22 protein-coding genes and 1 pseudogene are annotated in these 26,236 nt (G+C 52.5%); 4 read left to right on the top strand and 19 right to left on the bottom strand.

Annotated features, from left to right (window positions below):
• Window positions 1-22 precede the first annotated feature (22 nt).
• The 5 genes from kefC to HV346_RS03495 form a co-directional block, all read right to left on the bottom strand.
• Entirely contained in the window at window positions 23-1,888 is a 1,866-nt protein-coding gene (gene kefC / locus HV346_RS03515) for a glutathione-regulated potassium-efflux system protein KefC (RefSeq protein ID WP_181622211.1), read from the bottom strand.
• Entirely contained in the window at window positions 1,881-2,411 is a 531-nt protein-coding gene (gene kefF, locus HV346_RS03510) for a glutathione-regulated potassium-efflux system oxidoreductase KefF (RefSeq protein WP_181622210.1), read from the bottom strand. Before kefF ends, kefC begins: the two co-directional genes overlap by 8 nt.
• A 94-nt stretch (window positions 2,412-2,505) precedes the next feature.
• On the bottom strand, window positions 2,506-3,810 hold the full coding sequence (locus HV346_RS03505; RefSeq protein WP_181622209.1) for an MFS transporter: 1,305 nt from the start codon (window positions 3,808-3,810) through the stop codon (window positions 2,506-2,508).
• Window positions 3,811-3,883: 73 nt separating this feature from the next.
• Window positions 3,884-4,834, bottom strand: a complete 951-nt coding sequence (locus HV346_RS03500) for a 2-hydroxyacid dehydrogenase (protein ID WP_181622208.1) — start codon at window positions 4,832-4,834, stop codon at window positions 3,884-3,886.
• A gap of 134 nt (window positions 4,835-4,968) precedes the next feature.
• On the bottom strand, window positions 4,969-5,961 hold the full coding sequence (locus HV346_RS03495) for a LacI family DNA-binding transcriptional regulator (protein WP_181622207.1): 993 nt from the start codon (window positions 5,959-5,961) through the stop codon (window positions 4,969-4,971).
• A gap of 244 nt (window positions 5,962-6,205) precedes the next feature.
• Here HV346_RS03495 and idnO point away from each other — a divergent pair, with 244 nt between their 5' ends.
• The 3 genes from idnO to HV346_RS03480 are packed head-to-tail and all read left to right on the top strand — an operon-like array spanning window position 6,206 to window position 7,978.
• On the top strand, window positions 6,206-6,970 hold the full coding sequence (idnO, locus tag HV346_RS03490; RefSeq protein WP_181622206.1) for a gluconate 5-dehydrogenase: 765 nt from the start codon (window positions 6,206-6,208) through the stop codon (window positions 6,968-6,970).
• Between the two features lie 13 nt (window positions 6,971-6,983).
• On the top strand, window positions 6,984-7,514 hold the full coding sequence (locus HV346_RS03485) for a gluconokinase (RefSeq protein ID WP_181622205.1): 531 nt from the start codon (window positions 6,984-6,986) through the stop codon (window positions 7,512-7,514).
• The gene (locus tag HV346_RS03480; RefSeq protein WP_181622204.1) at window positions 7,511-7,978 is read left to right on the top strand and encodes a YhcH/YjgK/YiaL family protein; all 468 of its coding nucleotides are present in this window, start codon (window positions 7,511-7,513) and stop codon (window positions 7,976-7,978) included. Before HV346_RS03485 ends, HV346_RS03480 begins: the two co-directional genes overlap by 4 nt.
• A gap of 40 nt (window positions 7,979-8,018) precedes the next feature.
• Here the strand turns inward: HV346_RS03480 and HV346_RS03475 are convergent, their stop codons facing one another.
• The 10 genes and pseudogenes from HV346_RS03475 to HV346_RS03430 form a co-directional block, all read right to left on the bottom strand.
• Window positions 8,019-8,252, bottom strand: a complete 234-nt coding sequence (locus HV346_RS03475) for a YgdI/YgdR family lipoprotein (protein ID WP_181622203.1) — start codon at window positions 8,250-8,252, stop codon at window positions 8,019-8,021.
• Between the two features lie 139 nt (window positions 8,253-8,391).
• Window positions 8,392-11,616 (bottom strand): carbamoyl-phosphate synthase large subunit, encoded by a 3,225-nt coding sequence (gene carB / locus HV346_RS03470; RefSeq protein WP_181622202.1) that lies wholly within the window; start codon window positions 11,614-11,616, stop codon window positions 8,392-8,394.
• A gap of 18 nt (window positions 11,617-11,634) precedes the next feature.
• A complete protein-coding gene (gene carA, locus HV346_RS03465; protein ID WP_181622201.1) occupies window positions 11,635-12,783 on the bottom strand; it encodes a glutamine-hydrolyzing carbamoyl-phosphate synthase small subunit in 1,149 nt (382 codons plus the stop codon).
• 454 nt (window positions 12,784-13,237) lie between these two features.
• Entirely contained in the window at window positions 13,238-14,059 is an 822-nt protein-coding gene (gene dapB / locus HV346_RS03460) for a 4-hydroxy-tetrahydrodipicolinate reductase (protein ID WP_181622200.1), read from the bottom strand.
• Between the two features lie 205 nt (window positions 14,060-14,264).
• Window positions 14,265-15,215, bottom strand: a complete 951-nt coding sequence (gene ispH / locus HV346_RS03455; protein WP_181622199.1) for a 4-hydroxy-3-methylbut-2-enyl diphosphate reductase — start codon at window positions 15,213-15,215, stop codon at window positions 14,265-14,267.
• On the bottom strand, window positions 15,196-15,666 hold the full coding sequence (gene fkpB, locus HV346_RS03450) for an FKBP-type peptidyl-prolyl cis-trans isomerase (protein WP_181622198.1): 471 nt from the start codon (window positions 15,664-15,666) through the stop codon (window positions 15,196-15,198). The genes ispH and fkpB overlap by 20 nt, the downstream gene beginning before the upstream one ends.
• A 55-nt stretch (window positions 15,667-15,721) precedes the next feature.
• Window positions 15,722-16,222, bottom strand: a complete 501-nt coding sequence (lspA, locus tag HV346_RS03445; RefSeq protein WP_181622197.1) for a signal peptidase II — start codon at window positions 16,220-16,222, stop codon at window positions 15,722-15,724.
• Entirely contained in the window at window positions 16,222-19,038 is a 2,817-nt protein-coding gene (gene ileS, locus HV346_RS03440; RefSeq protein WP_181622196.1) for an isoleucine--tRNA ligase, read from the bottom strand. The genes lspA and ileS overlap by 1 nt, the downstream gene beginning before the upstream one ends.
• Window positions 19,039-19,072: 34 nt before the next feature.
• Window positions 19,073-20,011 carry a bifunctional riboflavin kinase/FAD synthetase gene (ribF, locus tag HV346_RS03435; RefSeq protein WP_181622195.1) on the bottom strand — a complete coding sequence of 313 codons (939 nt, stop codon included), beginning with the start codon at window positions 20,009-20,011 and terminating at the stop codon, window positions 19,073-19,075.
• Window positions 20,012-20,018: 7 nt separating this feature from the next.
• Window positions 20,019-20,240: pseudogene (locus tag HV346_RS03430) on the bottom strand (DUF2575 domain-containing protein).
• Window positions 20,241-20,339: 99 nt separating this feature from the next.
• On the opposite strand from HV346_RS03430, the gene rpsT reads away from it, so the two are divergent.
• Window positions 20,340-20,603: a 30S ribosomal protein S20 gene (gene rpsT / locus HV346_RS03425; RefSeq protein ID WP_008502037.1), complete on the top strand. Its 264-nt coding sequence runs from the start codon at window positions 20,340-20,342 to the stop codon at window positions 20,601-20,603.
• A 58-nt stretch (window positions 20,604-20,661) separates the two neighbouring features.
• Here rpsT and nhaR read toward each other — a convergent pair whose 3' ends face one another.
• The 4 genes from nhaR to dnaK form a co-directional block, all read right to left on the bottom strand.
• Window positions 20,662-21,561: a transcriptional activator NhaR gene (nhaR, locus tag HV346_RS03420; RefSeq protein WP_181622193.1), complete on the bottom strand. Its 900-nt coding sequence runs from the start codon at window positions 21,559-21,561 to the stop codon at window positions 20,662-20,664.
• A 58-nt stretch (window positions 21,562-21,619) separates the two neighbouring features.
• On the bottom strand, window positions 21,620-22,795 hold the full coding sequence (gene nhaA / locus HV346_RS03415) for a Na+/H+ antiporter NhaA (RefSeq protein ID WP_181622192.1): 1,176 nt from the start codon (window positions 22,793-22,795) through the stop codon (window positions 21,620-21,622).
• Window positions 22,796-22,972: 177 nt separating this feature from the next.
• On the bottom strand, window positions 22,973-24,118 hold the full coding sequence (dnaJ, locus tag HV346_RS03410; RefSeq protein WP_181622191.1) for a molecular chaperone DnaJ: 1,146 nt from the start codon (window positions 24,116-24,118) through the stop codon (window positions 22,973-22,975).
• 87 nt (window positions 24,119-24,205) lie between these two features.
• Window positions 24,206-26,119 (bottom strand): molecular chaperone DnaK, encoded by a 1,914-nt coding sequence (dnaK, locus tag HV346_RS03405; RefSeq protein WP_181622190.1) that lies wholly within the window; start codon window positions 26,117-26,119, stop codon window positions 24,206-24,208.
• Window positions 26,120-26,236: the final 117 nt, after the last annotated feature.

Genomic DNA, 26,236 nt, shown 5'->3' with positions numbered 1-26,236 from the left:
TAAAATTGCTGGCAACTCCACTTCACGCATTAGGTTTACTCTCTGGTTCATCCTGCGGATTGCCCGTATGTTTTCCCTCTTCAGTGCCTTGCCAGCCGTGTCGCTGGACAAGCGACAGATGGTTACGATCCTCGTTAATAATTTCCGTCAACATCGCACTGGTGCGTTTAAACACCGCCGCACGTTCTGACGCTGTGCTTTCCGCCATCTCCACCATCTCTTCCACCATTTCGGTGTTGAAGCGACGGAACCAGTCCGCACGCTCGCGGGCCTCATATGCACCTAATCCAAGACTTTCCAGCGCCAGACGTCCCGACTTAATCGCACCTTCAAACGTTTCACGTTCCGGTGTCTCAACGCCGGCCTGACGCAATTTAATGTAGTGATCGACATCGCGGGCACGAGAAATGATCGCCAGATTCGGGAAATGCTCTTTCACCAGTTCCACCAGTTGCAGACTGGTTTGTGGATCATCGATCGCATTAATCAGCACTTCCGCTTTCGCCGCACCTGCGGATTCCAGTAAATCAACACGGGTCGCATCACCGTAGAAGACTTTCATATCGAATTTCCGCAAGGTATCAACATGGTCAGGATCGTGATCGAGGATCACCATTTTCACGCCGCTCGACAGCAGTAAACGTCCGGTGATCTGCCCAAAACGACCAAACCCGGCAATAATTACGCGCGGCTGCTCTTCATCAATTTCATCCGCTTCGCGTTCTTGTTCGCTGCCGGATTTCTCCAGACGCGTCAGTACCACCAGCAAAACCGGCGTTACCGCCATCGACAAAGCCACCGCCAGCGTTAACGCTTTTGCCCATTCAGGATCGAGCACGTTTGCCATCTGCGCTGCACCAAATACCACGAAAGCAAATTCACTTCCTTGCCCCAGCAAAACAGCAAACCAGCGACGCTGTTTGTTGGGAACATTCAAGGGACGGGCAATGAGCCACAGTATCCCCATTTTAATGACCAGGAAGCCCACCAGCAGAATAATGATCCGCAGTGGATGCGTCATCAGCGTGCCAAAATCGATGGACATACCCACGCCGATGAAAAACAGCCCCAACAGCAGTCCCTTGAAGGGCTCAATATCGCTTTCCAGTGCATGACGGTATTCGGAGCTTGCCAGTAACACCCCCGCGAGGAACGCCCCCATCGCCATCGACAACCCAGCTTCTTCCAGCAATAAACCGAAACCAAACACCAGGAACAGTGCTACGGCACTGAACACTTCCCGCAGGCCAGATCGAGCCACAAAACGCAGCAGAGGACGTGTAACGTAGCGGCCTAACAAAATAACCAGCGCCAGTGCACCCGCTACTTTTAACGCCGACAACGCAAATGTACCCAGCGTGGTTGATGCGCCGCTAGCTGCAAGAAGCGGGATCATCGCCACCAGCGGGATGGCGGCAATATCCTGGAACAACAGCACGGAAAACGCGCTACGTCCCATCTGGGATACCGTCAGGTTACGTTCATTCATCGCCTGCATGGCAATCGCCGTGGACGAGAGCGCCAGGGTCATCCCAATCAGCTCCGCGACTTTCCACTCCATGCCCAGCAGGATACAGAACCCGCCCAGTAACAGGCCGCAGGCCACCATCTGTAGTGCGCCCCCCCCAAATACCGACGCCCGCAGTTTCCACAACCGTTGCGGATCAAGCTCCAGGCCAATCACAAACAGCATTAGCACCACGCCGATTTCCGCAAAATGCAAAATTGACTCGGCATCAGTGACCAGGCGAAAACCCCAGGGGCCAATGACACAACCCGCAATCAGATAACCGAGCACAGACCCCAGTCCCAGCCGAACGGCCACGGGAACAATCAGCGCTGCCGCCCCCAGGTAAATCAGTGCCTGTATCAGCGTATGGCTATCCATTGTGCGCCTCCAGCCACTCAAGTAAGCGTTGTTTGTAGTGACGAGCCTGCGCCTGCAACGTCTCATCGTCGCAGACAAAGGTGCAGTGCATCGCAAAAGGAGGAAGCCAGGTCAGTCCACAATAGAGTGCAGTTGCCTGTAACGGCTGTGCCAGTACCTCAAAACCTGGGAACGAACCGATATCAAAGTGACTTTCGCCACCTCCGGTGGTCACGGCCCACATCAGGCTTTTCCCCTTCAGTGCGTTACCGTTATGGCCGTACGCCCAACCGTGGGAAAAGACCTTGTCGATCCAGAGCTTGAGTAAAGGAGGTGTGCTGTACCACTGCATCGGGTGCTGCCAGATAATCAGGTCAGCACGTGCCAGCGCCGCCTGTTCGGCGGCGATGTCGATATTAAAATCGGGGTAAAGTTGATAAAGGGAGCGGATCTCCACGCCGTCGAGCGTCCCTGCCTGTTCCAGCATCCGTTTATTCGCATGCGAGTGATGCGGATAAGGATGCGCATAAATTATCAGAATCATTGAGTAGCCTGTCTTCACGCGTATTGCAATCAGCAGAGTGTAGACAGTTAATTGAACCGCTTACAATGATAACTGTTATTTATGTATCCGGGAGTTACGCGCGACGAGGCTGCTTACTGACGAGTTCATCATCAGGGGTTACACTCAGGTCGCATTTTTTCGGCAGCAGGAAGGTCATGGTTCCGGCAATGAGCAGCGATCCCGCCAGCGCACATACTGCGACATTTTGACCATAAAGATAAATCATCACCCCCACCAGGTACGGGCCACAAAAACCCCCGAGGTTCCCCAGACCGTTAATCACCCCACGGGCGCTCCCCGCCACTTCTGGCGCAGCAATTCGACCCGGCATTGACCAGAAGGGACTGGTTGCCGCCTTCAGGAAGAATCCGCAGATCACCAGTGCGATGTACGCCGCCACCACATGTTCGCGCAACACGACGGAAGCAATCAGCGCAGCAGCAAAACAGTACAGTGAAAAACGAACCCACAGTCTGCGCTTACCGCTGCGATCGCTGAACAGAGAAATCACGTAGATCCCCGCAAGCGTCGCCACAAAAGGCAGTACCGCCAGGAAGCCCACGCTCGCCATATTTCCACCCGTCAGCCCCTTAAGGATCGTCGGCAGCCACAGCGTGTAACCGTAATCGCCAGTCTGGTAGAAGAAGTTAAGGATCACCAGCTTCATCAGCCCGGCATTGCGGAAGACATCTTTAACGGGCGCGTTACTCACGGGGGCTTCTGCCAGTTTTGCGGCCCGCTCTGCCGCGAGGGTTTTCACCAGATAGTCACGTTCAGCCGCCGGTAACCAGCGGGCCTCTTCCGGGCGATCGCTTATCATGAACCACCACACGGCCAGCACCACCAGTGACAACAAGCCTTCGATGATAAACAGCCAGCGCCAGTCGAGCGAGGCGATAATGGCCCCGGAAACCGGGGCTGTCAGCATCCCGCCAAGAGGAGCAAACATCATTACAAAGGCATTGGCACGCCCTAACTCTTTTTCAGGGAACCAGTTGCTGACCATCGTCAGAACGACGGGTAACATCCCCCCTTCAGAGACACCGAGAATAAAGCGCAAAACCAACAGTTGGTATTCATGGGTCACAAAACCTGTTGCTACGGATACCACCGCCCACGCCATCAGGGACCAGGCAATAAAACGTTTCCCGCTGCCATTAACGGCAATACGTCCACCCGGTATTTGCAGAAATAAATAACCAATAAAAAATATACCACTGGCAACACCAGACATCTGACTGGTAATACCTAAATCTTCTTCCATACCGCCAGGTAACGCGAAACTAATATTAACCCGGTCCATAAAAGAAATAATACAGGCGATCAAGACCGGCGTAATAATACGCAACCAGCGGGTGCTGGGAATGTTCTCGTTCATATTTTGCACTCTCTATGCAGAGGTTATTGTTGTGATTACATAAGAACCAGGTACAGAGATAAAACGTGAAGAATTAATTAATCGCGTTGGGTAATACCGCGCCTGCAAAATAAGCGGCAACGTTGGCATAGACCACGTCGCTCATTCGTTGCCGTGTTTCATGGGTCGCACTGGCGACATGTGGTTGCAGCACGACATTCTCGAGCGCCATCAACTCCGCAGGAACATTCGGCTCATCGTCGAAAACATCCAGACCCGCACCGGCGATAACACCGTTTTGTAACGCCCGAATTAATGCCGGTTCATCAATCAAAGAACCTCTGGCGATGTTGATAATCCAGGCATGCCTCGGCATCACGTTAAATACTGAAGCGTCGATCAGACCCCGGTTAGCATCACCGCCAGATGCGGCAACCACCAGAAAATCACTTTCATGGGCCAGCGTATGCAGGTCAGCACACCATTGATAACCCAGTTCTGGCGCGGGTTTGCGGTCGTGATACAGCACCTGCATATCAAAACCGCAAGCACGGCGGGCAATTGCCTGACCAATGTTGCCCATGCCCAGCAGACCAATCCGTTTTCCGCTCACCTGCGTAGCCAGCGGCAGGCCACCACTGAGCCAGCGCCCTTCCCGCACGAAACGATCGCCCTGGCATAGCTGGCGAGCACCAGCCAGCAGAAGCCCCATCGCCAGATCGGCTACATCGTTGGTTAAGACACCGGATGTAATCGTGACCGCGATATTCCGGGAGCGGACATAGTCCAGATCCACGGCATCAGTACCAACGCCAAAGATAGCCACCAGCCCCGCATGTGGCAGCAGCTCCAGCACGCTGTTTTGTACGCCCACATCCCCACGCGTCACGACGGCGGCAATGTTCTCACCTTGCTCACGCAGGAATGCGATGGGATCGTCCTGTTCGTACAGGCGCAGCAGTGGGAACTCGCTCGCCAGCTGCGTCTGCAGGCTATCGATAACGGGGGCCACTAAAAGAACAGCGCGGGAAATAGCAGTAGTCATGGGATCACCTGTTTGAAGTTTCGTTAAGACTGATGACACTATCAAACGGGTTTTTTGTAGGGTTTTTTGCGATCTCCGTCACGCTGAATCGTGTTAAAAACGGCTGTTACACCGTCCGTGATCGGTAAGACAATTTAGATGGTTTCCCCCATCGACAGGCGGTAGTGCAGATCGACTTTTTCAATCGTTGGCAGCCCTTTGATTTTCTTTATCAGGATCTCGGTTGCCACCTTGCCCATCTCCGCACGCGGTGTCAAAACGCTCGCCAGACGGGGGGAGACAATCTGGCCGATCTCCAGGCCATGAAAACCGGCAATCGCCATCTCCTCCGGTACGCGGATACCCGATGCCAGACACTCCTGTAACACGCCGACAGCAAGGTCATCGTTGGTACACAGAATACCGTCCATACTGGCATACATCTGGCGCGCCAGGGTCATCATGCCTGTCCCGATGGACACTGACGAAACCTTATTGGGCGCAATACGCCCCACCGCCAGCCCGGCACGCTCCATCGCCTGGCAATACCCGGCATAACGCTGCTCATCGCGGACATCCGACATCGAACCAAAGTAGACAATATGCCGCTTACCGCTTGCCAGCAGCATATTGGTCATATCCAGGCCCGCATTGAAATTATCAAACCCCACGTTGATGCGCCCAGGGTTATCAGACAACCCCATGACTTCAGCAACAGGGATTTTTGCCGCATTGAGATATTTTTCTGCCCGTAGGGTGTGCACAGACTCGGTTAAGAGCAAGCCTTTGACGTTAAACGCCAGCACTGCAGCAATCTGCTCCTCTTCACGCTGGCGGTCATAGTCATAATTCACCACCAGCGTCTGATAACCGTGTGCAGCGGTAACCGATTCGATACCCGCTAACAGATCGGCAAAAATTTGGTTATGAAAGGAAGGAATTAATACGCCAATACGTGGAACAACGGTACTGCTCATGGCCGGATTATCCGGGTCCGGCTCATAGCCAATCTCTGCAATCACGCTGGCAATACGTTCCGCTGTATCGGGCTTCACTTTATCGGGAGTACGTAAATAGCGACTGACGGTCATTTTCGTTACGCCAGCCAGCTCTGCAATATCATTAAGCGTAATACGTTGTACTTTCATCAACCAACCCGTCAATTACCGCCGCCACATCAGGCCATTATGCCTGCCACAGGGGGAAAAGAGAATCGCGCAACCTGGGCAAAACCCCTACACAGTGTGGCATTTCCCGCCCCGCTTCACGTTTAGCGTAACCCCTTTTCGTAACACGATTTGAAGTGATCTTCATCACAGTTTTACCAGGTGAAAATCCGTGAGATAGAACACACGACGTTATCTCTATTCAGCCGTTAATCAGGATATCAAGATGAAAGATCTTTTCAGCTTACAAGGTAAACGCATTTTAATTACGGGCGCAGGGCAAGGTATTGGTTTTGTCATGGCTCAGGGTCTGGCGCAATACGGTGCGGAAATTATTATTAATGATATTTCTGAAACCCGGGCTAATGATGCCGTCATGAAATTACGCGATGAAGGCGCAACGGCTTATCCGGCGGTATTTAATGTCACCGACGCAGATTCCGTAGAAAATGCCATTAGCCAGATTGAAAAAGAGATTGGCGCAATTGATGTGTTATTTAATAACGCGGGCATTCAACGTCGTCATCCTTTTACCGAATTTCCGGTCCAGGAGTGGAATGACGTTATTTCCGTTAACCAGACCGCCGTATTCCTGGTTTCTCAGGCTGTGGCTAAACGTATGGTCACTCGCCGACAGGGAAAAATAGTCAATATCTGCTCCATGCAAAGTGAACTGGGGCGCGACACCATTACGCCGTATGCGGCAGCTAAAGGGGCAGTCAAAATGCTCACCCGCGGCATGTGCGTCGAGCTGGCTCGCCATAACATCCAGGTCAACGGCATTGCCCCCGGTTACTTCAAAACAGCGATGACGCAAACGCTGGTCGACGACAAAGCCTTTACCGACTGGCTCTGCAAACGTACACCGGCGGCGCGCTGGGGTGATCCTCAGGAACTGATGGGAGCTGCGGTGTTCTTGTCCTCAAAGGCATCTGATTTCGTTAACGGGCATCTGCTGTTTGTCGATGGCGGCATGCTGGTTGCCGTCTGAGTCGGGAGGCATTATGGCGGGACAATGCATTATTCTGATGGGCGTATCGGGTACGGGAAAGACGACAGTCGGGCAAGCCCTTGCCCAGCAACTGGGGGCAAAGTTTATCGATGGAGATGATCTTCACCCACGGCAGAATATTATCAAAATGGCGGCGAGTCAGCCGCTTAATGACCAGGATCGCAACCCCTGGCTGGAGCGGATTGCGGACGTCATGTTTAGCCTGGAGCAAAAGAATGAATCCGGCGTGCTGGTCTGCTCGGCGCTAAAAAAACGCTACCGCGACCAACTGCGCAAGGGGAGTGATAATGTGCGCTTTCTTTGGCTGACAGGGGATTACGACTGCATCCTCGGGCGTATGCAACAGCGTAAAGGGCATTTTATGCCAGAAGCGTTGTTACGCAGTCAGTTTGCCGCACTGGAAGCTCCTGATGAAAGCGAACCGGATATTATCGCCGTCGATGTCGCGCCGAACGTGGCGCAGATCGTGACAAACGCATTAACGCTACTCGAACAGACACATCCCAGGGAGATACTGGCATGATTATCGATACCTTAACCGCAGCCGCTAAAAACACCTCGTATCCGCGGGCTATCCGTAAAGCGCTTCACGCGGTTATCGCGCAAGATCCGCATACACTACCCGCCGGGAAATATACGGTGGAAGGCGATAATCTCTTTTTCTCTGTGGTCGAAGGCCAGACAAAATCGTTGACAGAACAGCGTCCAGAGTATCATCGGCAGTACATAGATATTCATATTGTTCTGAAAGGTGAAGAGATTATTGGGGCGGGGAATAAGGGGCTTAGCATCACCCCGAACGGTCCATTTAATGATGCGCATGATATCGGCTTTTGTGAACACATCAGCAGTGAAACGTTGATTCACCTTCATCCGGAGGAGCTGGCGATCCTCTTCCCCGGCGAACTACACCGCCCAATGTGTGCGCTTGATGCAGGTGCACCGCTGCGCAAGATCATCGTCAAAATCAATCAGGATCTGCTGTAGGTTGTATTGCTGGCCCCATTCACGGGGCCACTGGCAGAACTTAGTTATCCAGCTCACCCATGGATTTAACCTGGTCACGGTTAATCTGCTCGGTTTTACCCGTCTCGGCATTTTTGTAGGATACCAGGCCCGTATCATCATCCACCTGCGGCTTACCGTCAGTCACAATGGTTCTGCCGTCAGTCGTTTTAACAGCCTGATTAGATGAACAGCCTGCAACGGTAAACAGCGCTGCTGCGGTCAAAATCGATGCGATCAGTTGTTTATTTTGCATGGTGTTTTTCCCTGCTCTCAGTTGAATGTCATTATCGTCCTAACCATTTTAGGTTAGCTAACTGAGCCGGGAGGGGAAACCAGAAGGTTCTGAAGTGGGGATAATACCCGGCAGACGAGATGCTGCCGGGCATTTTGGCTTACTTGTTAATTTGCGCGTGCATTTCCTGTACTGAAGTCACCTTCTCGGTCGCATCCGCATTCAGCGCCATGGCTGTTGCAAAACCGCCGTTCAGGGTGGTGTCGTAGTGCACTTTGTACTGCAGTGCGCTGCGGCGAATCAGTTTGGAGTCTTCAATCGCTTGACGACCTGCCGTGGTATTGATGATGTAGGTGTATTCGCCATTCTTGATACGGTCCTGAATGTGCGGACGACCTTCATGCACCTTATTCACCAGACGCGGGTTAATGCCTGCTTCACCCAGAACAATCGCCGTTCCGTGAGTCGCATCCAGCTCGAAGCCCTGTTTCAGCAGTTTAGCGGCCAGGTCAACCACACGCTCTTTATCACCTTCGCGCACAGAGAGCAGCGCACGCCCCTGTTTTTTCATGGTAGAGCTGCTGCCCAGTTGCGCTTTTGCGAACGCTTCGGCGAATGTACGGCCCACACCCATCACTTCCCCGGTCGAGCGCATTTCTGGCCCTAACAGCGGGTCAACGCCAGGGAATTTATTGAACGGAAGCACAACTTCTTTCACCGAGTAATACGGTGGAATGATCTCTTTAGTGACACCCTGCTGAGCCAGCGTCTGGCCTGCCATTACGCGAGCAGCCACTTTTGCCAGCGGCACACCCGTCGCTTTGGAGACGAACGGTACGGTACGCGCCGCACGCGGGTTCACTTCAATCAGGTAGACTTCGTTATCTTTCACCGCGAACTGCACGTTCATCAGGCCGCGAACCTGTAGCTCGAAGGCCAGTTTCTGCACCTGCTGGCGCATGACGTCCTGGATCTCCTGGCTCAGGGTGTACGCTGGCAGAGAACAGGCTGAGTCACCGGAGTGAACACCGGCCTGCTCAATGTGCTCCATGATGCCGCCAATCAACACCATTTCGCCGTCGCAAATCGCATCCACATCCACTTCAACCGCATCGTCGAGGAAACGGTCGAGCAGGACTGGTGCGTCGTTGGATACGCTTACCGCGGTCTGGAAGTAGCGACGCAGGTCAGCTTCGTCATAAACGATTTCCATCGCGCGGCCACCCAGCACGTAGGATGGACGAACCACCAGCGGGTAACCAATCTCTTTGGCCCGATCAACGGCCTGTTCAATCGCGGTGACAGTGGCGTTTGCCGGTTGTTTCAGTTTCAGACGGTCAACCGCCTGCTGGAAACGCTCGCGGTCTTCTGCACGGTCAATGGCATCCGGGCTTGTGCCGATAACCGGAACACCTGCCGCTTCCAGCGCACGCGCCAGTTTCAGCGGGGTCTGGCCACCGTACTGCACGATAACGCCTTTTGGCTTCTCGATACGCACGATTTCCAGCACATCTTCCAGCGTTACCGGCTCAAAGTACAGGCGGTCAGAGGTGTCGTAGTCGGTTGAGACGGTTTCCGGGTTACAGTTCACCATGATGGTCTCGTAACCGTCTTCACGCAGCGCCAGCGAGGCGTGTACACAGCAGTAGTCGAACTCAATACCCTGGCCGATACGGTTTGGACCGCCGCCGAGTACCATAATTTTATCGCGGTCAACGGATGGGTTCGCTTCGCACTCATCCTCATACGTGGAGTACATGTATGCAGTGTCAGTCGCAAATTCTGCGGCGCAGGTATCCACGCGTTTGTACACAGGATGCAGGTTGTACTGGTCACGCAGTTTGCGGATTTCCGCTTCGCGAACACCAGCCAGTTTCGCCAGACGCGCATCAGCAAAGCCCTTGCGCTTGAGCACGCGCAGGAAATCGGCATCAAGGCCGTTGATGCCCATCTCAGCCACGCTCTCTTCGAGACGAACCAGCTCTTCAATCTGCACCAGGAACCAGCGGTCAATGTTGGTCAGGTTGAATACGCCATCTACAGACAGGCCTGCACGGAAGGCATCGGCGATGTACCAGATACGCTCAGCGCCTGCATCTTTCAGCTCACGGCGAATTTTCGTCAGCGCTTCCGGGTCATCCAGGCTGACTTTCGGGTCAAAGCCGGTTGCGCCCACTTCCAGGCCGCGTAGTGCTTTTTGCAGGGATTCCTGCTGCGTGCGGCCAATCGCCATCACTTCACCCACCGATTTCATCTGGGTGGTCAGGCGGTCATTCGCGCCCGCGAATTTCTCGAAGTTGAAGCGCGGAATTTTAGTCACAACGTAGTCGATAGACGGTTCAAACGATGCCGGAGTACGGCCACCGGTGATATCGTTCATCAACTCGTCGAGGGTGTAACCCACAGCCAGTTTCGCCGCGACTTTAGCAATCGGGAAGCCTGTTGCTTTGGATGCCAGCGCGGAAGAACGTGATACACGCGGGTTCATCTCGATAACAATCAGACGGCCATTTTTCGGGTTCACTGAGAACTGAACGTTTGACCCGCCAGTTTCCACGCCAATTTCACGCAGCACCGCCATCGAGGCGTTACGCATGATTTGATATTCTTTATCGGTCAGTGTCTGGGCTGGTGCAACCGTGATGGAGTCACCCGTGTGGATACCCATCGCATCAAAGTTTTCGATAGAGCAGACGATGATGCAGTTGTCGTTTTTATCACGCACCACTTCCATCTCGTACTCTTTCCAGCCAATCAGCGACTCATCAATCAGTAGCTCTTTGGTTGGGGAAAGATCCAGGCCACGTTCGCAAATCTCTTCGAACTCTTCGCGGTTGTACGCGATCCCGCCGCCCGTGCCGCCCATGGTAAAGGACGGACGGATGATGCACGGATAGCCCACGTCAGCCGCCACAGCCAGCGCTTCTTCCATGGTATGTGCGATACCGGAACGTGCTGTGTCGAGACCGATTTTTTTCATTGCCACATCGAAACGGCGGCGGTCTTCTGCTTTGTCAATCGCATCAGCGGTTGCGCCGATCATGGTGACGCCGAACTCTTCCAGCACGCCCTGACGTTCCAGTTCCAACGCACAGTTCAGCGCAGTCTGGCCGCCCATGGTTGGCAGAACCGCGTCCGGACGCTCTTTCTCGATGATTTTACGTACGACTTCCCAGTGAATCGGCTCGATGTAAGTTGCATCAGCCATTTCCGGGTCGGTCATGATGGTTGCCGGGTTAGAGTTGACCAGGATAACGCGGTAACCCTCTTCACGCAGGGCTTTACAGGCCTGCGCGCCGGAGTAGTCAAATTCACAGGCCTGACCGATAACAATCGGGCCAGCGCCAAGGATCAGGATGCTTTTTATATCTGTACGTTTTGGCATTTTCTTCTCGGCTCCTGATTATTTAGCGGTCTTACGGTATTGCTCAATAAGTTCGATGAAGTGATCGAACAGCGGTGCGGCATCGTGCGGGCCTGGGCTCGCTTCCGGGTGACCCTGGAAACTGAATGCAGGCTTGTCGGTACGATGGATGCCCTGCAGAGTGCCATCGAACAGCGATTTGTGTGTCACGCGCAGGTTAGCAGGCATAGATGCCTCATCGACGGCGAAGCCGTGGTTCTGGGCGGTGATCATCACGGTATTATTATCGATATCTTTTACCGGATGGTTGCCACCGTGGTGACCAAACTTCATTTTTACGGTGTTAGCTCCGCTCGCCAGCGCCAGCAACTGGTGGCCAAGACAGATGCCGAAGACCGGAACATCCGTTTCGAGGAAGGAGGTAATCGCGTTGATTGCGTAATCACATGGCGCCGGGTCACCAGGGCCGTTGGAGAGGAAGATACCGTCCGGATTCATCTTCAGCACTTCTTCAGCAGAGGTTTTCGCCGGAACCACTGTCAGGCGGCAGCCGCGATCAACCAGCATGCGCAGAATGTTACGTTTCGCGCCGAAATCGTATGCCACAACATGGAAAGGCAATTCGCTCTCTTTTTTCGCTTCCGGCAGCTCACCTTCCAGCGTCCAGCTACCTTGTGTCCAGCTGTAGGCTTCCGCGGTGGTGACCTCTTTCGCGAGGTCCATGCCGTTCAGACCAGGGAAAGCTTTTGCTTTTTCCTGCGCCAGGGCCGCATCCAGGTTATCACCCGCGATGATGCAACCGTTTTGTGCACCCTTCTCACGCAGCAAACGCGTCAGCTTACGGGTATCGATATCAGCAATCGCCACGATGTTATGGCGCTTCAGGTAAGAAGAAAGATCTTCGGTATTGCGGTAGTTGCTGGCAATCAGCGGCAGGTCGCGAATAATCAGACCTTGTGCATGTACCTGAGAGGACTCTTCATCAGCGGCGTTAGTGCCGACATTGCCGATATGGGGATAAGTAAGGGTGACGATTTGGCGGGAATAGGAAGGATCAGTGAGGATTTCTTGATAACCGGTCATTGAAGTATTGAAAACGACTTCCCCAACCGCCGAACCTGTTGCCCCTATGGCCCGACCGATAAACTGGGTTCCGTCTTCCAGAACCAATAGCGCTGACTTAATCAAAACACCCTCCAGAGAATATTCACTCACTTTATCTGCATATTAATTCACAACCATGTCATGAATCAATGCAAATTTGTTGCCAGTGGATTTTCGGCAAACGGCGGCATTCTGGGGATTTAGTCGGTGAAAGTCAACTCAAAACGGATATTTTGTTTGTTCTTTTGGGAAGCTGGCGCGCGTTAAGCCGATTAACCGACAAAAAGATCAAGTAAATCACATCGGAAAACGCTTGCGTGGCACGTTTAATGGAAAATAAAGAGAGAAGACAGTAAAAAGTAGACCAGATGGTCAAAATTTACAAAATACCAACACAAAAACACAAGATAACGTTTATTTTCAAGAGTTATGTTTAATTAATTCAGTTAAACATGAAAAATAAAAGGGCAATAAAATATTGCCCTATGCAATCAATGCATTACGACTGCAATAACCACATCACGATGGGTAATAAATCTTACAAATTGTTGAGATCAAGTACATCTCGCATATCAAAAAGACCATATTTCTTGCCTTTTAGCCACAAAGCAGAACGTACCGCACCATTGGCAAAGGTCATACGGCTTGATGCTTTGTGCGTAATCTCTACACGTTCGCCAATGTCGGCGAACATCGCAGTATGTTCACCGACGATATCGCCCGCACGAACAGTGGCAAAGCCAATCGTACCGGGTACGCGCTCACCGGTGTAACCTTCACGGGTATAAACCGCACACTCTTTTAAATCTTTATTCAGTGCATGAGCAATCGCTTCCCCCATCGCCAATGCTGTACCTGATGGCGCATCGACTTTATAGCGGTGGTGCGCTTCGACAATCTCGATGTCGGTATAATCACCCATGACCTTCGCCGCTTTCTCCAGCAGTTTGAGCATCACATTCACGCCCACACTGAAGTTTGCTGCAAAGACGATAGCAACATGCTGTGACGCTTCCAGGATTGCCTGCTTACCGGCATCGTCAAAACCTGTTGTGCCAATGACCATCCCTTTACCGTGCTGACGGCAAAATGCCAGATGATTCAGCGTCCCTTCAGGGCGAGTAAAATCGATGAACACATCGAAATCATCTTTTACTGTATCCAGGCTGCTTTGAACGGTGACACCGGTTTTGCCAGCCCCTGCTAATTCACCCGCATCCGTTCCTAGCAGAGATGAACCTTCGCGCTCCAGCGCAGCGCCAAGCGCCACACCATCCATCTGTAGCGCCGCCTGAATCAGCTGTCGGCCCATACGTCCACCCGCGCCAGCAATTGCGACACGGATCTGTGCATCATGCATAGTTATTCTCTTACGTTAAAATGATGTAAACCGTTTTCAGATTACCCAGCCTTCGTCTAGGCCGCCAACTGAAAACACCGATAATTAGAATTTAACGTGAAACTGACTTAAATATCAGAAAAAGACATGATTTCGTCTTCACGATAAAGTAATGGCTAAAAAAAAGGCCAGCACATGAGGTGCTGGCCTTTTATCTGAAAAGGGATTATTCGACTTCACGGGCGTCAATACGCAGTTCTTTTGGCACTTCGAAGACGATATTTTCTTCGCGGCCTTCAAGCGGTATCGCCTCACCGCCCCCTAGCTCTTGCAGACGAGAAATCACGTTCTGCACCAGAATGTCAGGTGCGGATGCCCCTGCCGTTACGCCTACACAGCCCGCATTTTTGACCCATGTTTCCTGAATATCCGTCGCGTCATCAATCAAAAAAGCAGCTTTGCCCATCCGCTGTGCCAGTTCAGCCAGTCGGTTGGAGTTGGAGGAGTTTTTAGAACCGACAACCAGCACGACATCAGCCTGCTCGGCCAGCGCACGCACGGCTTCCTGACGGTTGGTCGTGGCATAGCAGATATCGTCTTTACGCGGCCCAACAATCTTCGGGAAACGACTGCGCAATGCGTCGATCACATCAGACGTATCGTCCACTGAAAGCGTTGTCTGAGTCATAAACGACAGACGAGCTTCATTTTTCACATTCAGTGAAAAGACATCATCCGGTGATTCCACCAGGTACATCCCCCCTTCCGGGTTGCTGTACTGGCCCATGGTTCCTTCCACTTCCGGATGGCCTGCATGACCAATCAGAATAGACTCTTCACCACGGCGACTGGCGCGCGCCACTTCCATATGGACTTTGGTCACTAACGGGCAGGTCGCGTCAAACACCGTCAGATCGCGGCTTTTGGCTTCGTTACGTACAGCCTGAGATACGCCGTGTGCAGAGAAAATCAGGATCGCCCCATCTGGCACTTCGCTGATCTGCTCAATAAAAATCGCCCCGCGCTCGCGCAGGCTGTCAACCACATAGCGGTTATGCACCACTTCGTGTCGAACATAGATAGGTGCGCCGTATATTTCCAGCGCATTTTCAACAATGCTGATAGCGCGGTCTACACCGGCGCAGAAGCCGCGCGGGTTAGCCAACAGGATCTGCATTCACATCCTCCAGCGCTGGGTCAATCTCCAGCACGTCGACATCAAAATGGACGGTACGCCCGGCTAGCGGATGGTTGAAATCGACGGTGATTGAATCGCCGTTGATCTCGCGGATCACGCCAGGCATTTCGCTGCCATCCATTGCGGTAAAGAGCATAATTGCGCCGATTTCCGGCTCGCCCGCATCCATAAATTCACGGCGAGAGAAATACTGGATCAGATCCGGGCTTGGCACGCCAAATGCCGCATCCGGCTCCAGCGAAAACGCCTTTTTCTCTCCCTCTTTCAGACCCAGAAGCTGTTGTTCCAGACCTTCAGACAGGGAAGTATCACCAAGACGAAACAGGGCCGGTTTACCGTTGTTGCGTGTGGATTCCGCGGTTGAGCCATCATCCAGTTTCAACGTGAAGTGAACCAGTACTGCGCTATTGCTCTGTATGGATTTAGACATGCACATCGTCCAGTTGTTTTAACCCGGCGGCATAATGCACACCGGGTGGGAGAGATTACGCCTGTTTTTTCGCAGCTGCGTTCGGCAAGAAGCCTTCCAGCACAATTAACGCCGCACCGATACATATTGCGCTATCGGCCAGGTTAAAGGTTGCAAAGTGCCAGTCGCCGACATAGAAGTCGATCATATCGACAACAAAACCATGCCACAGACGATCAAACAGGTTGCCTAATGCACCACCGATGATCAGAGCATAAGCAATGTTATTCAGTTTTTGCGTCGCCTTCGAACGGTACATCAGCACCGACAGTACAACGCAGATACCGAGCGCGATACCGGCGAAGAACCAGCGCTGCCAGCCACCGCTGTCAGCAAGGAAGCTGAATGCCGCACCGTAGTTACGGGCATAGTGCAGGTTAAGAGACGGGAACAGCGGCACTGTCTCCCCCAGAGCGAAATTCTGGAGGATCAGATACTTGCTGCCCAAATCAATAATCAGCACTACCACCACCAGCCACAGCCAGCGCAGTCCTGTTGAACAGAGAGATTTACTCATCAGGCAAACTTACGTTTCTCGCCGTCTCCGGCGACGTTGCTCACACAGCGTCCGCAGATTTCTGCGTGTTCCGCCACCTGACCGACATCCGTTGTGTAATGCCAGCAACGCGGGCATTTCTCACCGTCGGCTTTGCTCAGAGCAATTTTCAGCCCTTTGAGCAACTCGCTCTGCTGTGCATCTGCAGAAGCGTCGGCATAATCCGCAACTTTTGCACCAGAGGTCAACAGGACAAATCGTAATTCATCACCCAGCGCTGTCAGTTTCGTCGCCAGCTCAGGTTCTGCATACAGCGTCACTGCCGCTTCCAGAGAGCCGCCGACTTTCTTGTCAGCACGAGCCTGCTCGATGACCTTATTCACTTCACCACGAACTTTCAGCAGCTCATCCCAGAATGCATCGTTCATGGTTTCAGTGCCAGAGAGATCAAACAGACCTTCGTACCATTCGCCCGTGAAGACATATTTCTCACGATCGCCTGGCAAGTAGCCCCAGATTTCATCCGCAGTGAAGGACATGATAGGCGCCATCCAGCGTACCAGTGCTTCTGCAATGTGGAACAGCGCAGTCTGGCAGCTACGACGGGCTACGCTGTCCGCTTTCGCGGTGTACTGGCGGTCTTTGATGATATCGAGGTAGAACGAGCCCATCTCAATGGAGCAGAAGCGCATCAGGCGCTGTACCACTTCGTGGAAATCGTAAGATTCATAGGCTTTCAGGATATCGTCCTGAGCCGCTTTCGCGCAGCCTACAGCCCAGCGATCCAGCACCACCATCTCTTCCGGCTGTACCATGTCTTTTACTGGGTCAAACCCATTCAGGTTTGCCAGCAAGAAGCGCGCGGTGTTACGGATACGACGATAACTGTCGGCAGCACGTTTCAGGATCTCATCCGACACGGCCATTTCGCCGGTATAGTCAGTCGATGCCACCCACAGACGCAGGATATCCGCGCCGAGTTTGTTCATCACATCCTGAGGAGAGACGGTGTTACCGATGGACTTGGACATTTTACGGCCCTGACCATCCACGGTGAAACCGTGAGTCAGTACCTGGCGATATGGCGCTTTGCCCTTCATCGCGGTAGAGATCATCAGAGATGACATAAACCAGCCACGGTGTTGGTCAGAACCTTCCAGATACATATCTGCCGCATGGCCGCTAAACTCCGGACGCACATCAACCACTGAGGAGTGGGTTGATCCTGAATCGAACCATACGTCCAGGGTATCTGGCACTTTCTCGTAGTTATCCGCATCTGCACCCAGGATGTCGCGGGAGTCGAGATCCCACCATGCCTGAATGCCGTCAACTTCAACGCGCTTCGCCACTTCTTCCATCAATTCCAGGGTACGCGGATGCAACTCCTGTGTCTCTTTGTGGACAAACAGAGACATCGGCACACCCCAGGTACGCTGACGGGAGATACACCAGTCAGGACGGTTTGCCACCATGGATTCGATACGCGCCTGGCCCCAGTCCGGGATCCACTGTACGCCTTTGATCTCTTTCAGAGACTGCTCGCGCAGGCCTTTCTGATCCATGCTTACGAACCACTGCGGCGTTGCACGGAAGATGATTGGCGACTTGTGACGCCAGCAGCACGGATAGCTGTGTTGCATCTTCTCAACGTGCAGCAACGCGCCACTGGTACGCAGCATGTCGACGATGATGTCGTTTGCTTTGAAGACGTTAATGCCATCCAGAGACGGGTATGTTCCTGGCAGGTAAGAGCCGTCAGGACCAACCGGGTTGGCGATTTCCAGACCGTATTTCAGGCTGATATTGTAGTCGTCAGGACCGTGACCGCCTGCGGTATGGACTGCGCCCGTACCGGCTTCCAGCGTAACGTGGTCACCCAGGATTGCCGGGACATCGAAGTCCAGGAACGGGTGTTTGAAGCGCATCAGCTCCAGCTCAGCGCCATTCACAGTACCCAGAATGCTGTATTCGCTGATATGTGCGCGCTTCAGTACGCTTTCGACCAGATCTTTCGCCAGGATAACCGCCTGACCTTCAACCTGTACCAGCGCATATTCAAATTCACCAGACAGGGAGATCGCTCGGTTTGCTGGCAGTGTCCACGGAGTGGTCGTCCAGATAACCAGAGAGATTGGGCCGTTTACAGATGACACGCCAAATTTGGCTTTTACGGCATCCTGGTCAACGGCCTGGAAAGCCACATCAATGGATGGTGACGTTTTGTCGTAATACTCAACTTCCGCTTCTGCCAGTGCAGAACGGCAATCTACACACCAGTGCACTGGCTTCGCGCCTTTGTGCAGGTGGCCGTTACCGATGATTTTGCCCAGCGCACGGATGATGTTGGCTTCGGTTTTGAAGTCCATGGTCAGGTACGGATGTGACCAGTCGCCCAGTACGCCAAGACGGATAAAGTCTTTACGCTGACCATCAACCTGGTTTGCAGCGTATTCGCGGCATTTTGCGCGGAATTCCGCTGCGGTGAATTTCTCACCCGGCTTGCCGAATTCCTGCTCCACTTTCAGCTCAATTGGCAGACCGTGGCAGTCCCAGCCTGGAACATAAGGCGAGTCAAAACCCGTGAGTCCTTTGGACTTCACGATAATGTCTTTCAGAATCTTGTTTACAGAGTGACCAATATGAATGCTGCCATTCGCATATGGAGGGCCATCATGCAGAATGAAGGTTTTTTTGCCTTTTTTGGCTGCACGAATGATGCCGTACAGGTCATCATCGGTCCAACGCGCCAGCATTCCCGGTTCGCGCTTGGCGAGATCGCCGCGCATCGGGAACCCTGTTTCCGGCAAATTCAGGGTTGATTTATAGTCACTCATCAGATTCTCGGTTCCGTATTTATCACGTAGGCATTTAAGCCGGGTTTGATAGCCCAAAAAACTCGCGGGCGGTTAATTCATCTCGCGCGATTTGTGCTTTAAGTTCATCCAGCGAACCAAATCGCTGCTCATTGCGTATTTTTTTACGCAGGATTACATCTATATGGCGACCATAGAGGTCCATTACAACATCCAGCAGATGGACTTCCAGCTGCTGTCGCACACCGGCAATGGTTGGACGTGTGCCAATATTGGCGACACCGAAGAATGGCGTATCGCCCAGTCCGGTCACTTCTACCGCATAGACCCCTTTAACCGGGGATACCTGACGACGTAGCGGTATATTCGCCGTCGGGAAACCTATCGTACGGCCCAGCGCATCACCGTGTACTACACGGCCTGAAATGGTGAATGGATGCCCCAGCAGATTTTCTGCCGTTTCCAGTTCATCATCTGCCAGCGCCTGGCGAACCGCCGTGCTGCTGACACGAACGCCGCCTTCACAGAACGTCATCGCACTGGTGACGTCAAAACCGTACTCCAGACCAGCCTTCTGTAATAACAAGAAATCGCCCTGACGACCAGCGCCAAAGCGGAAATCATCGCCCACAGCGAGAAACTGCACGCCAAGCTGCTTGACCAACAGGTCGCCAACAAAATTTTGTGCTGTCAGCGCGGCAAAGCGACGGTCGAAACGTACACAGAGTACGTAGTCCACACCGCACTCCGCCAGATAGCGCAATTTCTCACGCAGGCGAGTCAGGCGTGCGGGCGATTTATCGCCCGCAAACAGCTCCAGCGGCTGTGGCTCGAATATCATTACTACGACGGGCAGACCACGGGCCTGCCCCTCTTTACGCAATCCCTGCAACAGCGCCTGATGCCCACGATGCACGCCGTCGAAATTACCAATAGTCAGCACGCACCCATGAGGGGCGTTACTGAGATTATGTATGCCGCGTATCAGCTTCATGACTGGCTCAAAACAGTGAAAATCGCCAGAGTATACCTTGTACAGCGGTTAAGGTTAACCGGCGATTGTTCCCGCAAAACAGAAAGCCGTAATGATTTCATCATGCTGACCTTTCAGAGAGAAAAAAACTGCCGCTGGACGACGATTTTTCTGCCGAAAAGCTGTATTCACGAGAGACAAGCTGGTAGAATCCTGCGCCATCACTACGTAACGTAGCGTCGCCATACAACGGCGCTTATTTGCACAAATCCATTGACAAAAGAAGGTATAGAGGGCATATTCCTCGGCCTTTGAATTGTCCACATAGATCATATTTGGGAGTTGGACCTTGGCTAATATCAAATCAGCTAAGAAACGTGCCATCCAGTCTGAAAAGGCTCGTAAGCACAATGCAAGCCGTCGCTCTATGATGCGTACTTTCATCAAGAAAGTATACGCAGCAATCGAAGCTGGCGACAAAGCTGCTGCACAGAATGCATTTAACGAAATGCAACCAATCGTGGATCGTCAGGCTGCTAAAGGTCTGATCCACAAAAACAAAGCAGCGCGTCATAAAGCAAACTTGACCGCGCAGATCAACAAACTGGCTTAATCGCCACTTGTTGTTGCTTGTTTAAAAGAACCCGCTTAACGCGGGTTTTTTTATTGCCTTACATTACCGGGGGCGTAAAGAGCGCCGAATAATCACGGTTGCAGATACGCTGTACTGCCGGGTGCTGAATCATCCTTTCTGCGAAAATCGCGTGATACTCTTCCATGACGTTGTCTACCCGTCCAATCTCCGTAATTTTGTGATCCGCATAGAGATCATGCGCATAGAGTGTGGGCGCAACGAAGATAGCATTATGTGCTTCGCCAAACGCTTTCATCAGCGCAGCATCATCAAACTCACCGAGGATCTCAACCTTAAGCCCCTGGGAGTTAAACCAGTTCAGCAGCTTACGGCCAAGCATGGAACGCCTTCCGGGAACCAGCAAACGACGCTCCTCAAGGCAAGCCGGGAAGGGTTTTTCCGGTGGCGGATTAATACACCAGAAACTCACGCCGCATTCACCAATCTTCACCGAGAACAATCCTTCCTGCTGGGTGGAATCAATCGGACAATCCGAAATAATCATATCCAGCTTGTGTTGACTCAATTGCTCCAGCAGCATCTCATGCGTGGATTCAAAGCAGCGCAGATGGATCTGTTCATCCTCCACGACAGCCGCATCCAGCACCCCGCTCACCAGACGTTTTGATAACGCATCGGCCACGCCCACATCAAAGAGCAAATTCGACTCTTTGCGATAATTCACGATATCGAGCATCTCCTGGCTGAGGGTAAACATCTTATCCGCATAACGGAACACCAGTTCTCCCAACTCGCTCGGCTCAATACCGCGGCCTTTACGCTTAAATAGCTTCCCTTGCAGACGCTCTTCCAGGGCTTTTATCTGCCCGGTAATGGTCTGTGGCGTCAGGTAGAGGGCTTCTGCAGCACCGACGACCGACCCTTCTTTATAGACATGCCAGAAGTAGTACAGATGGTTGTAATTTAAATGAGACATCGTCCCTTCACTCCCTGATTGTATGCCGGGAGAAGGTGCTCCCCTCTCCCGGTCTCCGTTATGCCTGACCTAGGTGTCCCGGCAATTTCATCTTCAGCAACGTAAAACCAATCACTGCCGCCAGTAATGACCCGATTAAGATACCGAGTTTAGCCCACACGATAAGCTCAGGCGCATGAGCGCCAAATGCCAGCGTCGAGATGAAAATCGACATGGTAAATCCGATGCCGCACAACACGCCTACCGCCATAATCTGCTTGCAGGTTGTTCCCTGAGGCAATGAAGCGAGTTTAAGTTTAAGCGCCAGCCAGCAGAAAAGGCCAATACCCAATGGCTTACCAATAAGCAGACCCGCAGCAATACCTAACGGCAGCATTGAGGTCAGGCCTTCCAGCGTCACTCCATCCAGCGAAACACCCGCGTTAGCAAAGGCAAACAGCGGCAGGATCATGAAGGCAACCCAGGGATGGAGCATATGCTCAAGCTGTTTGGCAGGCGATTTCCCCTCCTGAGCCTTAAGTGGCACGAAGAAGCCCACAATGACACCCGCCAGGGTCGCATGCACGCCCGATTTCAACACGGCAGTCCACAGGATGATCCCCACGAGGACATAAATACCAATGCGGCGAACATTGCAGATATTCAACAGCGCCAACACAACAATCGCAGCAGCAGCAACGCTTAATGACAATATCGACAGTTCGCTGGTGTAGAACAACGCGATAATGACGATTGCCCCGAGGTCATCAATGATCGCCAGCGCCATCAGGAAAATTTTCAACGCTACCGGGACACGATTTCCCAGTAACGCCAGGACACCGAGAGCAAAGGCAATGTCCGTTGCCGCCGGGATAGCCCAACCGTGGCGGGCAACCGGGTCCTGATAGTTAAAGGCCAGGAAAAGAAGTGCCGGAACAACCATTCCGCCGATTGCCGCAATCACCGGAAATGCGGCGCGCTGACGGCTGGCAAGCGATCCCTGAACCAGCTCACGTTTGACTTCCAGCCCCACCAACAGGAAGAACACAGCCATTAACGCATCATTGATCCACAGCAGCATGTTTTTATTGATTTCCAGAATACCGACCCGAAGTTCAACAGGGGTTTCCAGAAATGCGTGGTACAAGTCGCGTGTTGCACCCAGGTTGGCCAACACCATCGCCGTCACAGCAGCAATAATTAAAATGATGCCGCCGGATGCTTCATTGCGGAAGAATTGATGTAGAAGTTTCACTTTTTATTCTCTCTTTAACGACAATACCTCGATAAAACCATATTACCAAGCCAAACCAGTCGGTAAAAACAGATTAATATTGACTATATGCTCGATTTTACCGAGCTATTATCACGTACAAGAAAAAGCCCGGAATCGCTTCCGGGCTTTGAGAAATTCACATCTGTCAGAGGTTGATTAGCGGGTCAAATCATCAAAGAATTTTTTCACGCCATCAAAGAAGCTTTTGGAGCGCGGGCTATTTTTTTCACCCGTTGGGCCACCAAAGCTATCCTGCAAATCCTTCAACAGTTGTTTTTGTTTCTCATTCAGGCCCACAGGCGTTTCAACCACAACGCGGCACAGCAAGTCGCCTTGCGCTCCACCGCGGACTGATTTCACACCTTTGCCGCGCATGCGGAACAGTTTTCCTGTCTGCGTTTCGCCCGGTACTTTCAGTTTGACGCGTCCATCCAGTGTCGGTACTTCGATTTCACCGCCAAGCGCTGCCATCGCAAAGTTAATTGGCACTTCACAGTACAGGTTATTGCCTTCGCGCTCGAAGATTGGATGCTGCTTCACCTGAACCTGAACGTACAGATCGCCTGCTGGTGCGCCATGCTCACCCGCTTCGCCTTCGCCTGTCAGACGGATACGGTCGCCCGTATCGACACCCGCCGGGATTTTAACGGACAAGGTTTTGGTTTTCTCAACGCGACCATGACCATGACACTTAGTGCATGGGTCTTTAATCAGCGTACCGCGACCATGACAGTGCGGACAGGCCTGCTGTACTGCAAAGAAGCCCTGACGCATCTGCACCTGGCCTGAACCGTGACAGGTTGGACAGGTCTGTGGTTGCGTTCCTGCTTTCGCGCCGCTGCCATGACAGATATCACACTCTTCCAGCGTCGGAATGCGGATCTCTTTGGTCACGCCCCGTACCGCTTCTTCAAGAGACAGATCCATGTTGTAACGCAGATCCGCACCACGAGCTGCTCGCTGACGTCCACGACCGCCGCCGAAGATATCGCCGAACACATCGCCAAAGATATCGCCAAAATCTGCGCCGCCGCCAAAACCGCCGCCACCAAATCCACCGCCTCCCATGCCGCCTTGTTCAAAGGCCGCGTGACCGTACTGGTCGTAGGCTGCACGTTTCTGTGCGTCAGTCAGGATTTCGTAAGCTTCTTTGATCTCTTTAAATTTGGCTTCGGCCTCTTTGTCCCCCTGGTTACGGTCCGGGTGGAATTTCATAGCCAGGCGCTTATACGCCTTTTTGATTTCACGCTCTTCCGCAGTTTTCGGAACGCCTAAAATCTCGTAATAGTCTTGCTTCGCCATTGGTTTTTTTAAGCCCCTTAACATGCGAGCACGGGCGTGGAGAAATCTCCTACGCCCGTGCCGATTAATTACCCTGCATCAGGGCGATTATTTTTTATCTTTCACTTCTTCGAACTCAGCGTCGACAACATCGTCGTCTTTCGCATTGTTCGCGGAAGCGTCAGCGCCAGCCTGCTGTTGTGCGTGCTGCTGCTGAGCAATTTCCATCAGCTTCTGAGAAGCCTGCGCCAGTTCCTGCATCTTCGCTTCGATATCCGCTTTATCTTCGCCTTTCAGAGAAGATTCCAGCGCGCTCAGTGCAGTCTCGATCGCCGCTTTGTCGTCAGCTGGCAGTTTATCGCCTGCTTCTTCAACCTGCTTACGGGTGCTGTGCAGCAAGTGGTCACCCTGGTTGCGGGTCTGCACCAACTCTTCGAATTTACGGTCAGACTCAGCGTTTGCTTCCGCTTCGCGAACCATTTTTTCGATTTCATCTTCGTTCAGACCAGAAGATGCCTTGATGGTGATTTTCTGCTCTTTACCGCTGTTTTTGTCTTTCGCGGAAACGTGCAGAATGCCGTCAGCATCGATATCGAAGGTCACTTCGATTTGCGGCATGCCGCGTGGTGCTGGGCTGATACCATCGAGGTTGAACTGACCCAAATCTTTGTTATCTGCAGCACGTTTACGTTCACCCTGCAGCACATGGATGGTTACCGCAGACTGGTTGTCTTCAGCGGTAGAGAACACCTGGCTGTGCTTGGTTGGGATAGTGGTGTTTTTGTTGATGAGTGCAGTCATCACACCGCCCATGGTTTCGATACCCAGAGACAGCGGGGTAACGTCCAGCAGCAGTACGTCTTTAACATCACCCGTCAATACCCCCCCCTGAACGGCTGCACCAATCGCAACAGCTTCATCTGGGTTAACGTCTTTACGAGGCTCTTTACCAAAGAATTCAGCAACTTTCTTCTGAACCATTGGCATACGTGTCTGACCACCGACCAGGATAACGTCCTGGATGTCCGATACGGACAGGCCAGCATCCTGCAGTGCAACTTTCAGTGGCTCGATGGAACGGTTTACCAGGTCTTCAACCAGGCTTTCCAGTTTCGCACGCGTCACTTTGATGTTCATGTGTTTTGGACCGCTCGCATCTGCAGTAATGTACGGCAGGTTTACGTCGGTCTGCTGAGCGGAAGACAGCTCGATCTTCGCTTTCTCAGCGGCTTCTTTCAGGCGCTGCATAGCCAGCGGATCGTTACGCAGGTCAATGCCCTGATCTTTCTTAAACTCATCAACGAGGTAGTTGATCATACGGCTATCGAAGTCTTCGCCACCCAGGTGGGTATCACCGTTGGTAGCCAGAACTTCAAAGGTTTTCTCGCCGTCAACTTCATCGATTTCGATAATAGAGATATCGAAAGTACCACCACCCAGGTCGTAAACCGCGATAGTACGGTTGCCAACTTCTTTATCCAGACCGTAAGCCAGTGCAGCAGCGGTTGGTTCGTTGATGATACGTTTGACTTCCAGACCCGCAATACGGCCGGCATCTTTGGTTGCCTGACGCTGCGCATCGTTGAAGTATGCCGGTACGGTGATAACGGCTTCAGTTACTGGTTCGCCCAGGTAATCTTCAGCCGTTTTCTTCATTTTCTTCAGCACTTCAGCTGAGATCTGCGGTGGTGCAAGTTTCTGACCTTTTACATCAATCCATGCATCACCGTTGTCAGCACCGATGATTTTGTACGGCATGATGGCTTCATCACGCTGCACTTCTTCGTCCTGGAAGCGGCGACCAATCAGGCGTTTAATCGCAAACAGGGTGTTTTGCGGGTTTGTCACTGCCTGACGTTTAGCCGGCTGACCAACCAGAGTTTCACCATCCTGGGTATAAGCAATGATAGAAGGCGTGGTGCGATCGCCCTCGGCGTTCTCCAGCACACGTGCAGTAGTGCCGTCCATAATCGCTACACAAGAGTTGGTAGTACCCAGGTCGATACCAATAATTTTACCCATCTAAACGTCTCCACTAAAAATTCGATCAACATGTGGTTGTGTACCTGTAATAAGGGCAGAACGTGCTTTTTCAACTGCCCAGATTTGATTTTTTTCAGGTCCACACACTGCGGTTGA

Source organism: Enterobacter sp. RHBSTW-00994 (assembly GCF_013782625.1).
GTDB lineage: Bacteria > Pseudomonadota > Gammaproteobacteria > Enterobacterales > Enterobacteriaceae > Enterobacter.
Note: the sequence above shows the minus strand (reverse complement) of the source record. Positions and strands in the feature narration are given on the sequence as shown.

Coding starts and splice junctions, on each gene's coding strand:
- kefC (WP_181622211.1), bottom strand. CDS start 1,888: ATGGATAGCCATACGCTGATACAGGCACTGATTTACCTGGGGGCGGCA.
- kefF (WP_181622210.1), bottom strand. CDS start 2,411: ATGATTCTGATAATTTATGCGCATCCTTATCCGCATCACTCGCATGCG.
- HV346_RS03505 (WP_181622209.1), bottom strand. CDS start 3,810: ATGAACGAGAACATTCCCAGCACCCGCTGGTTGCGTATTATTACGCCG.
- HV346_RS03500 (WP_181622208.1), bottom strand. CDS start 4,834: ATGACTACTGCTATTTCCCGCGCTGTTCTTTTAGTGGCCCCCGTTATC.
- HV346_RS03495 (WP_181622207.1), bottom strand. CDS start 5,961: ATGAAAGTACAACGTATTACGCTTAATGATATTGCAGAGCTGGCTGGC.
- idnO (WP_181622206.1), top strand. CDS start 6,206: ATGAAAGATCTTTTCAGCTTACAAGGTAAACGCATTTTAATTACGGGC.
- HV346_RS03485 (WP_181622205.1), top strand. CDS start 6,984: ATGGCGGGACAATGCATTATTCTGATGGGCGTATCGGGTACGGGAAAG.
- HV346_RS03480 (WP_181622204.1), top strand. CDS start 7,511: ATGATTATCGATACCTTAACCGCAGCCGCTAAAAACACCTCGTATCCG.
- HV346_RS03475 (WP_181622203.1), bottom strand. CDS start 8,252: ATGCAAAATAAACAACTGATCGCATCGATTTTGACCGCAGCAGCGCTG.
- carB (WP_181622202.1), bottom strand. CDS start 11,616: ATGCCAAAACGTACAGATATAAAAAGCATCCTGATCCTTGGCGCTGGC.
- dapB (WP_181622200.1), bottom strand. CDS start 14,059: ATGCATGATGCACAGATCCGTGTCGCAATTGCTGGCGCGGGTGGACGT.
- ispH (WP_181622199.1), bottom strand. CDS start 15,215: ATGCAGATCCTGTTGGCTAACCCGCGCGGCTTCTGCGCCGGTGTAGAC.
- fkpB (WP_181622198.1), bottom strand. CDS start 15,666: ATGTCTAAATCCATACAGAGCAATAGCGCAGTACTGGTTCACTTCACG.
- lspA (WP_181622197.1), bottom strand. CDS start 16,222: ATGAGTAAATCTCTCTGTTCAACAGGACTGCGCTGGCTGTGGCTGGTG.
- ileS (WP_181622196.1), bottom strand. CDS start 19,038: ATGAGTGACTATAAATCAACCCTGAATTTGCCGGAAACAGGGTTCCCG.
- ribF (WP_181622195.1), bottom strand. CDS start 20,011: ATGAAGCTGATACGCGGCATACATAATCTCAGTAACGCCCCTCATGGG.
- nhaR (WP_181622193.1), bottom strand. CDS start 21,561: ATGTCTCATTTAAATTACAACCATCTGTACTACTTCTGGCATGTCTAT.
- dnaJ (WP_181622191.1), bottom strand. CDS start 24,118: ATGGCGAAGCAAGACTATTACGAGATTTTAGGCGTTCCGAAAACTGCG.
- dnaK (WP_181622190.1), bottom strand. CDS start 26,119: ATGGGTAAAATTATTGGTATCGACCTGGGTACTACCAACTCTTGTGTA.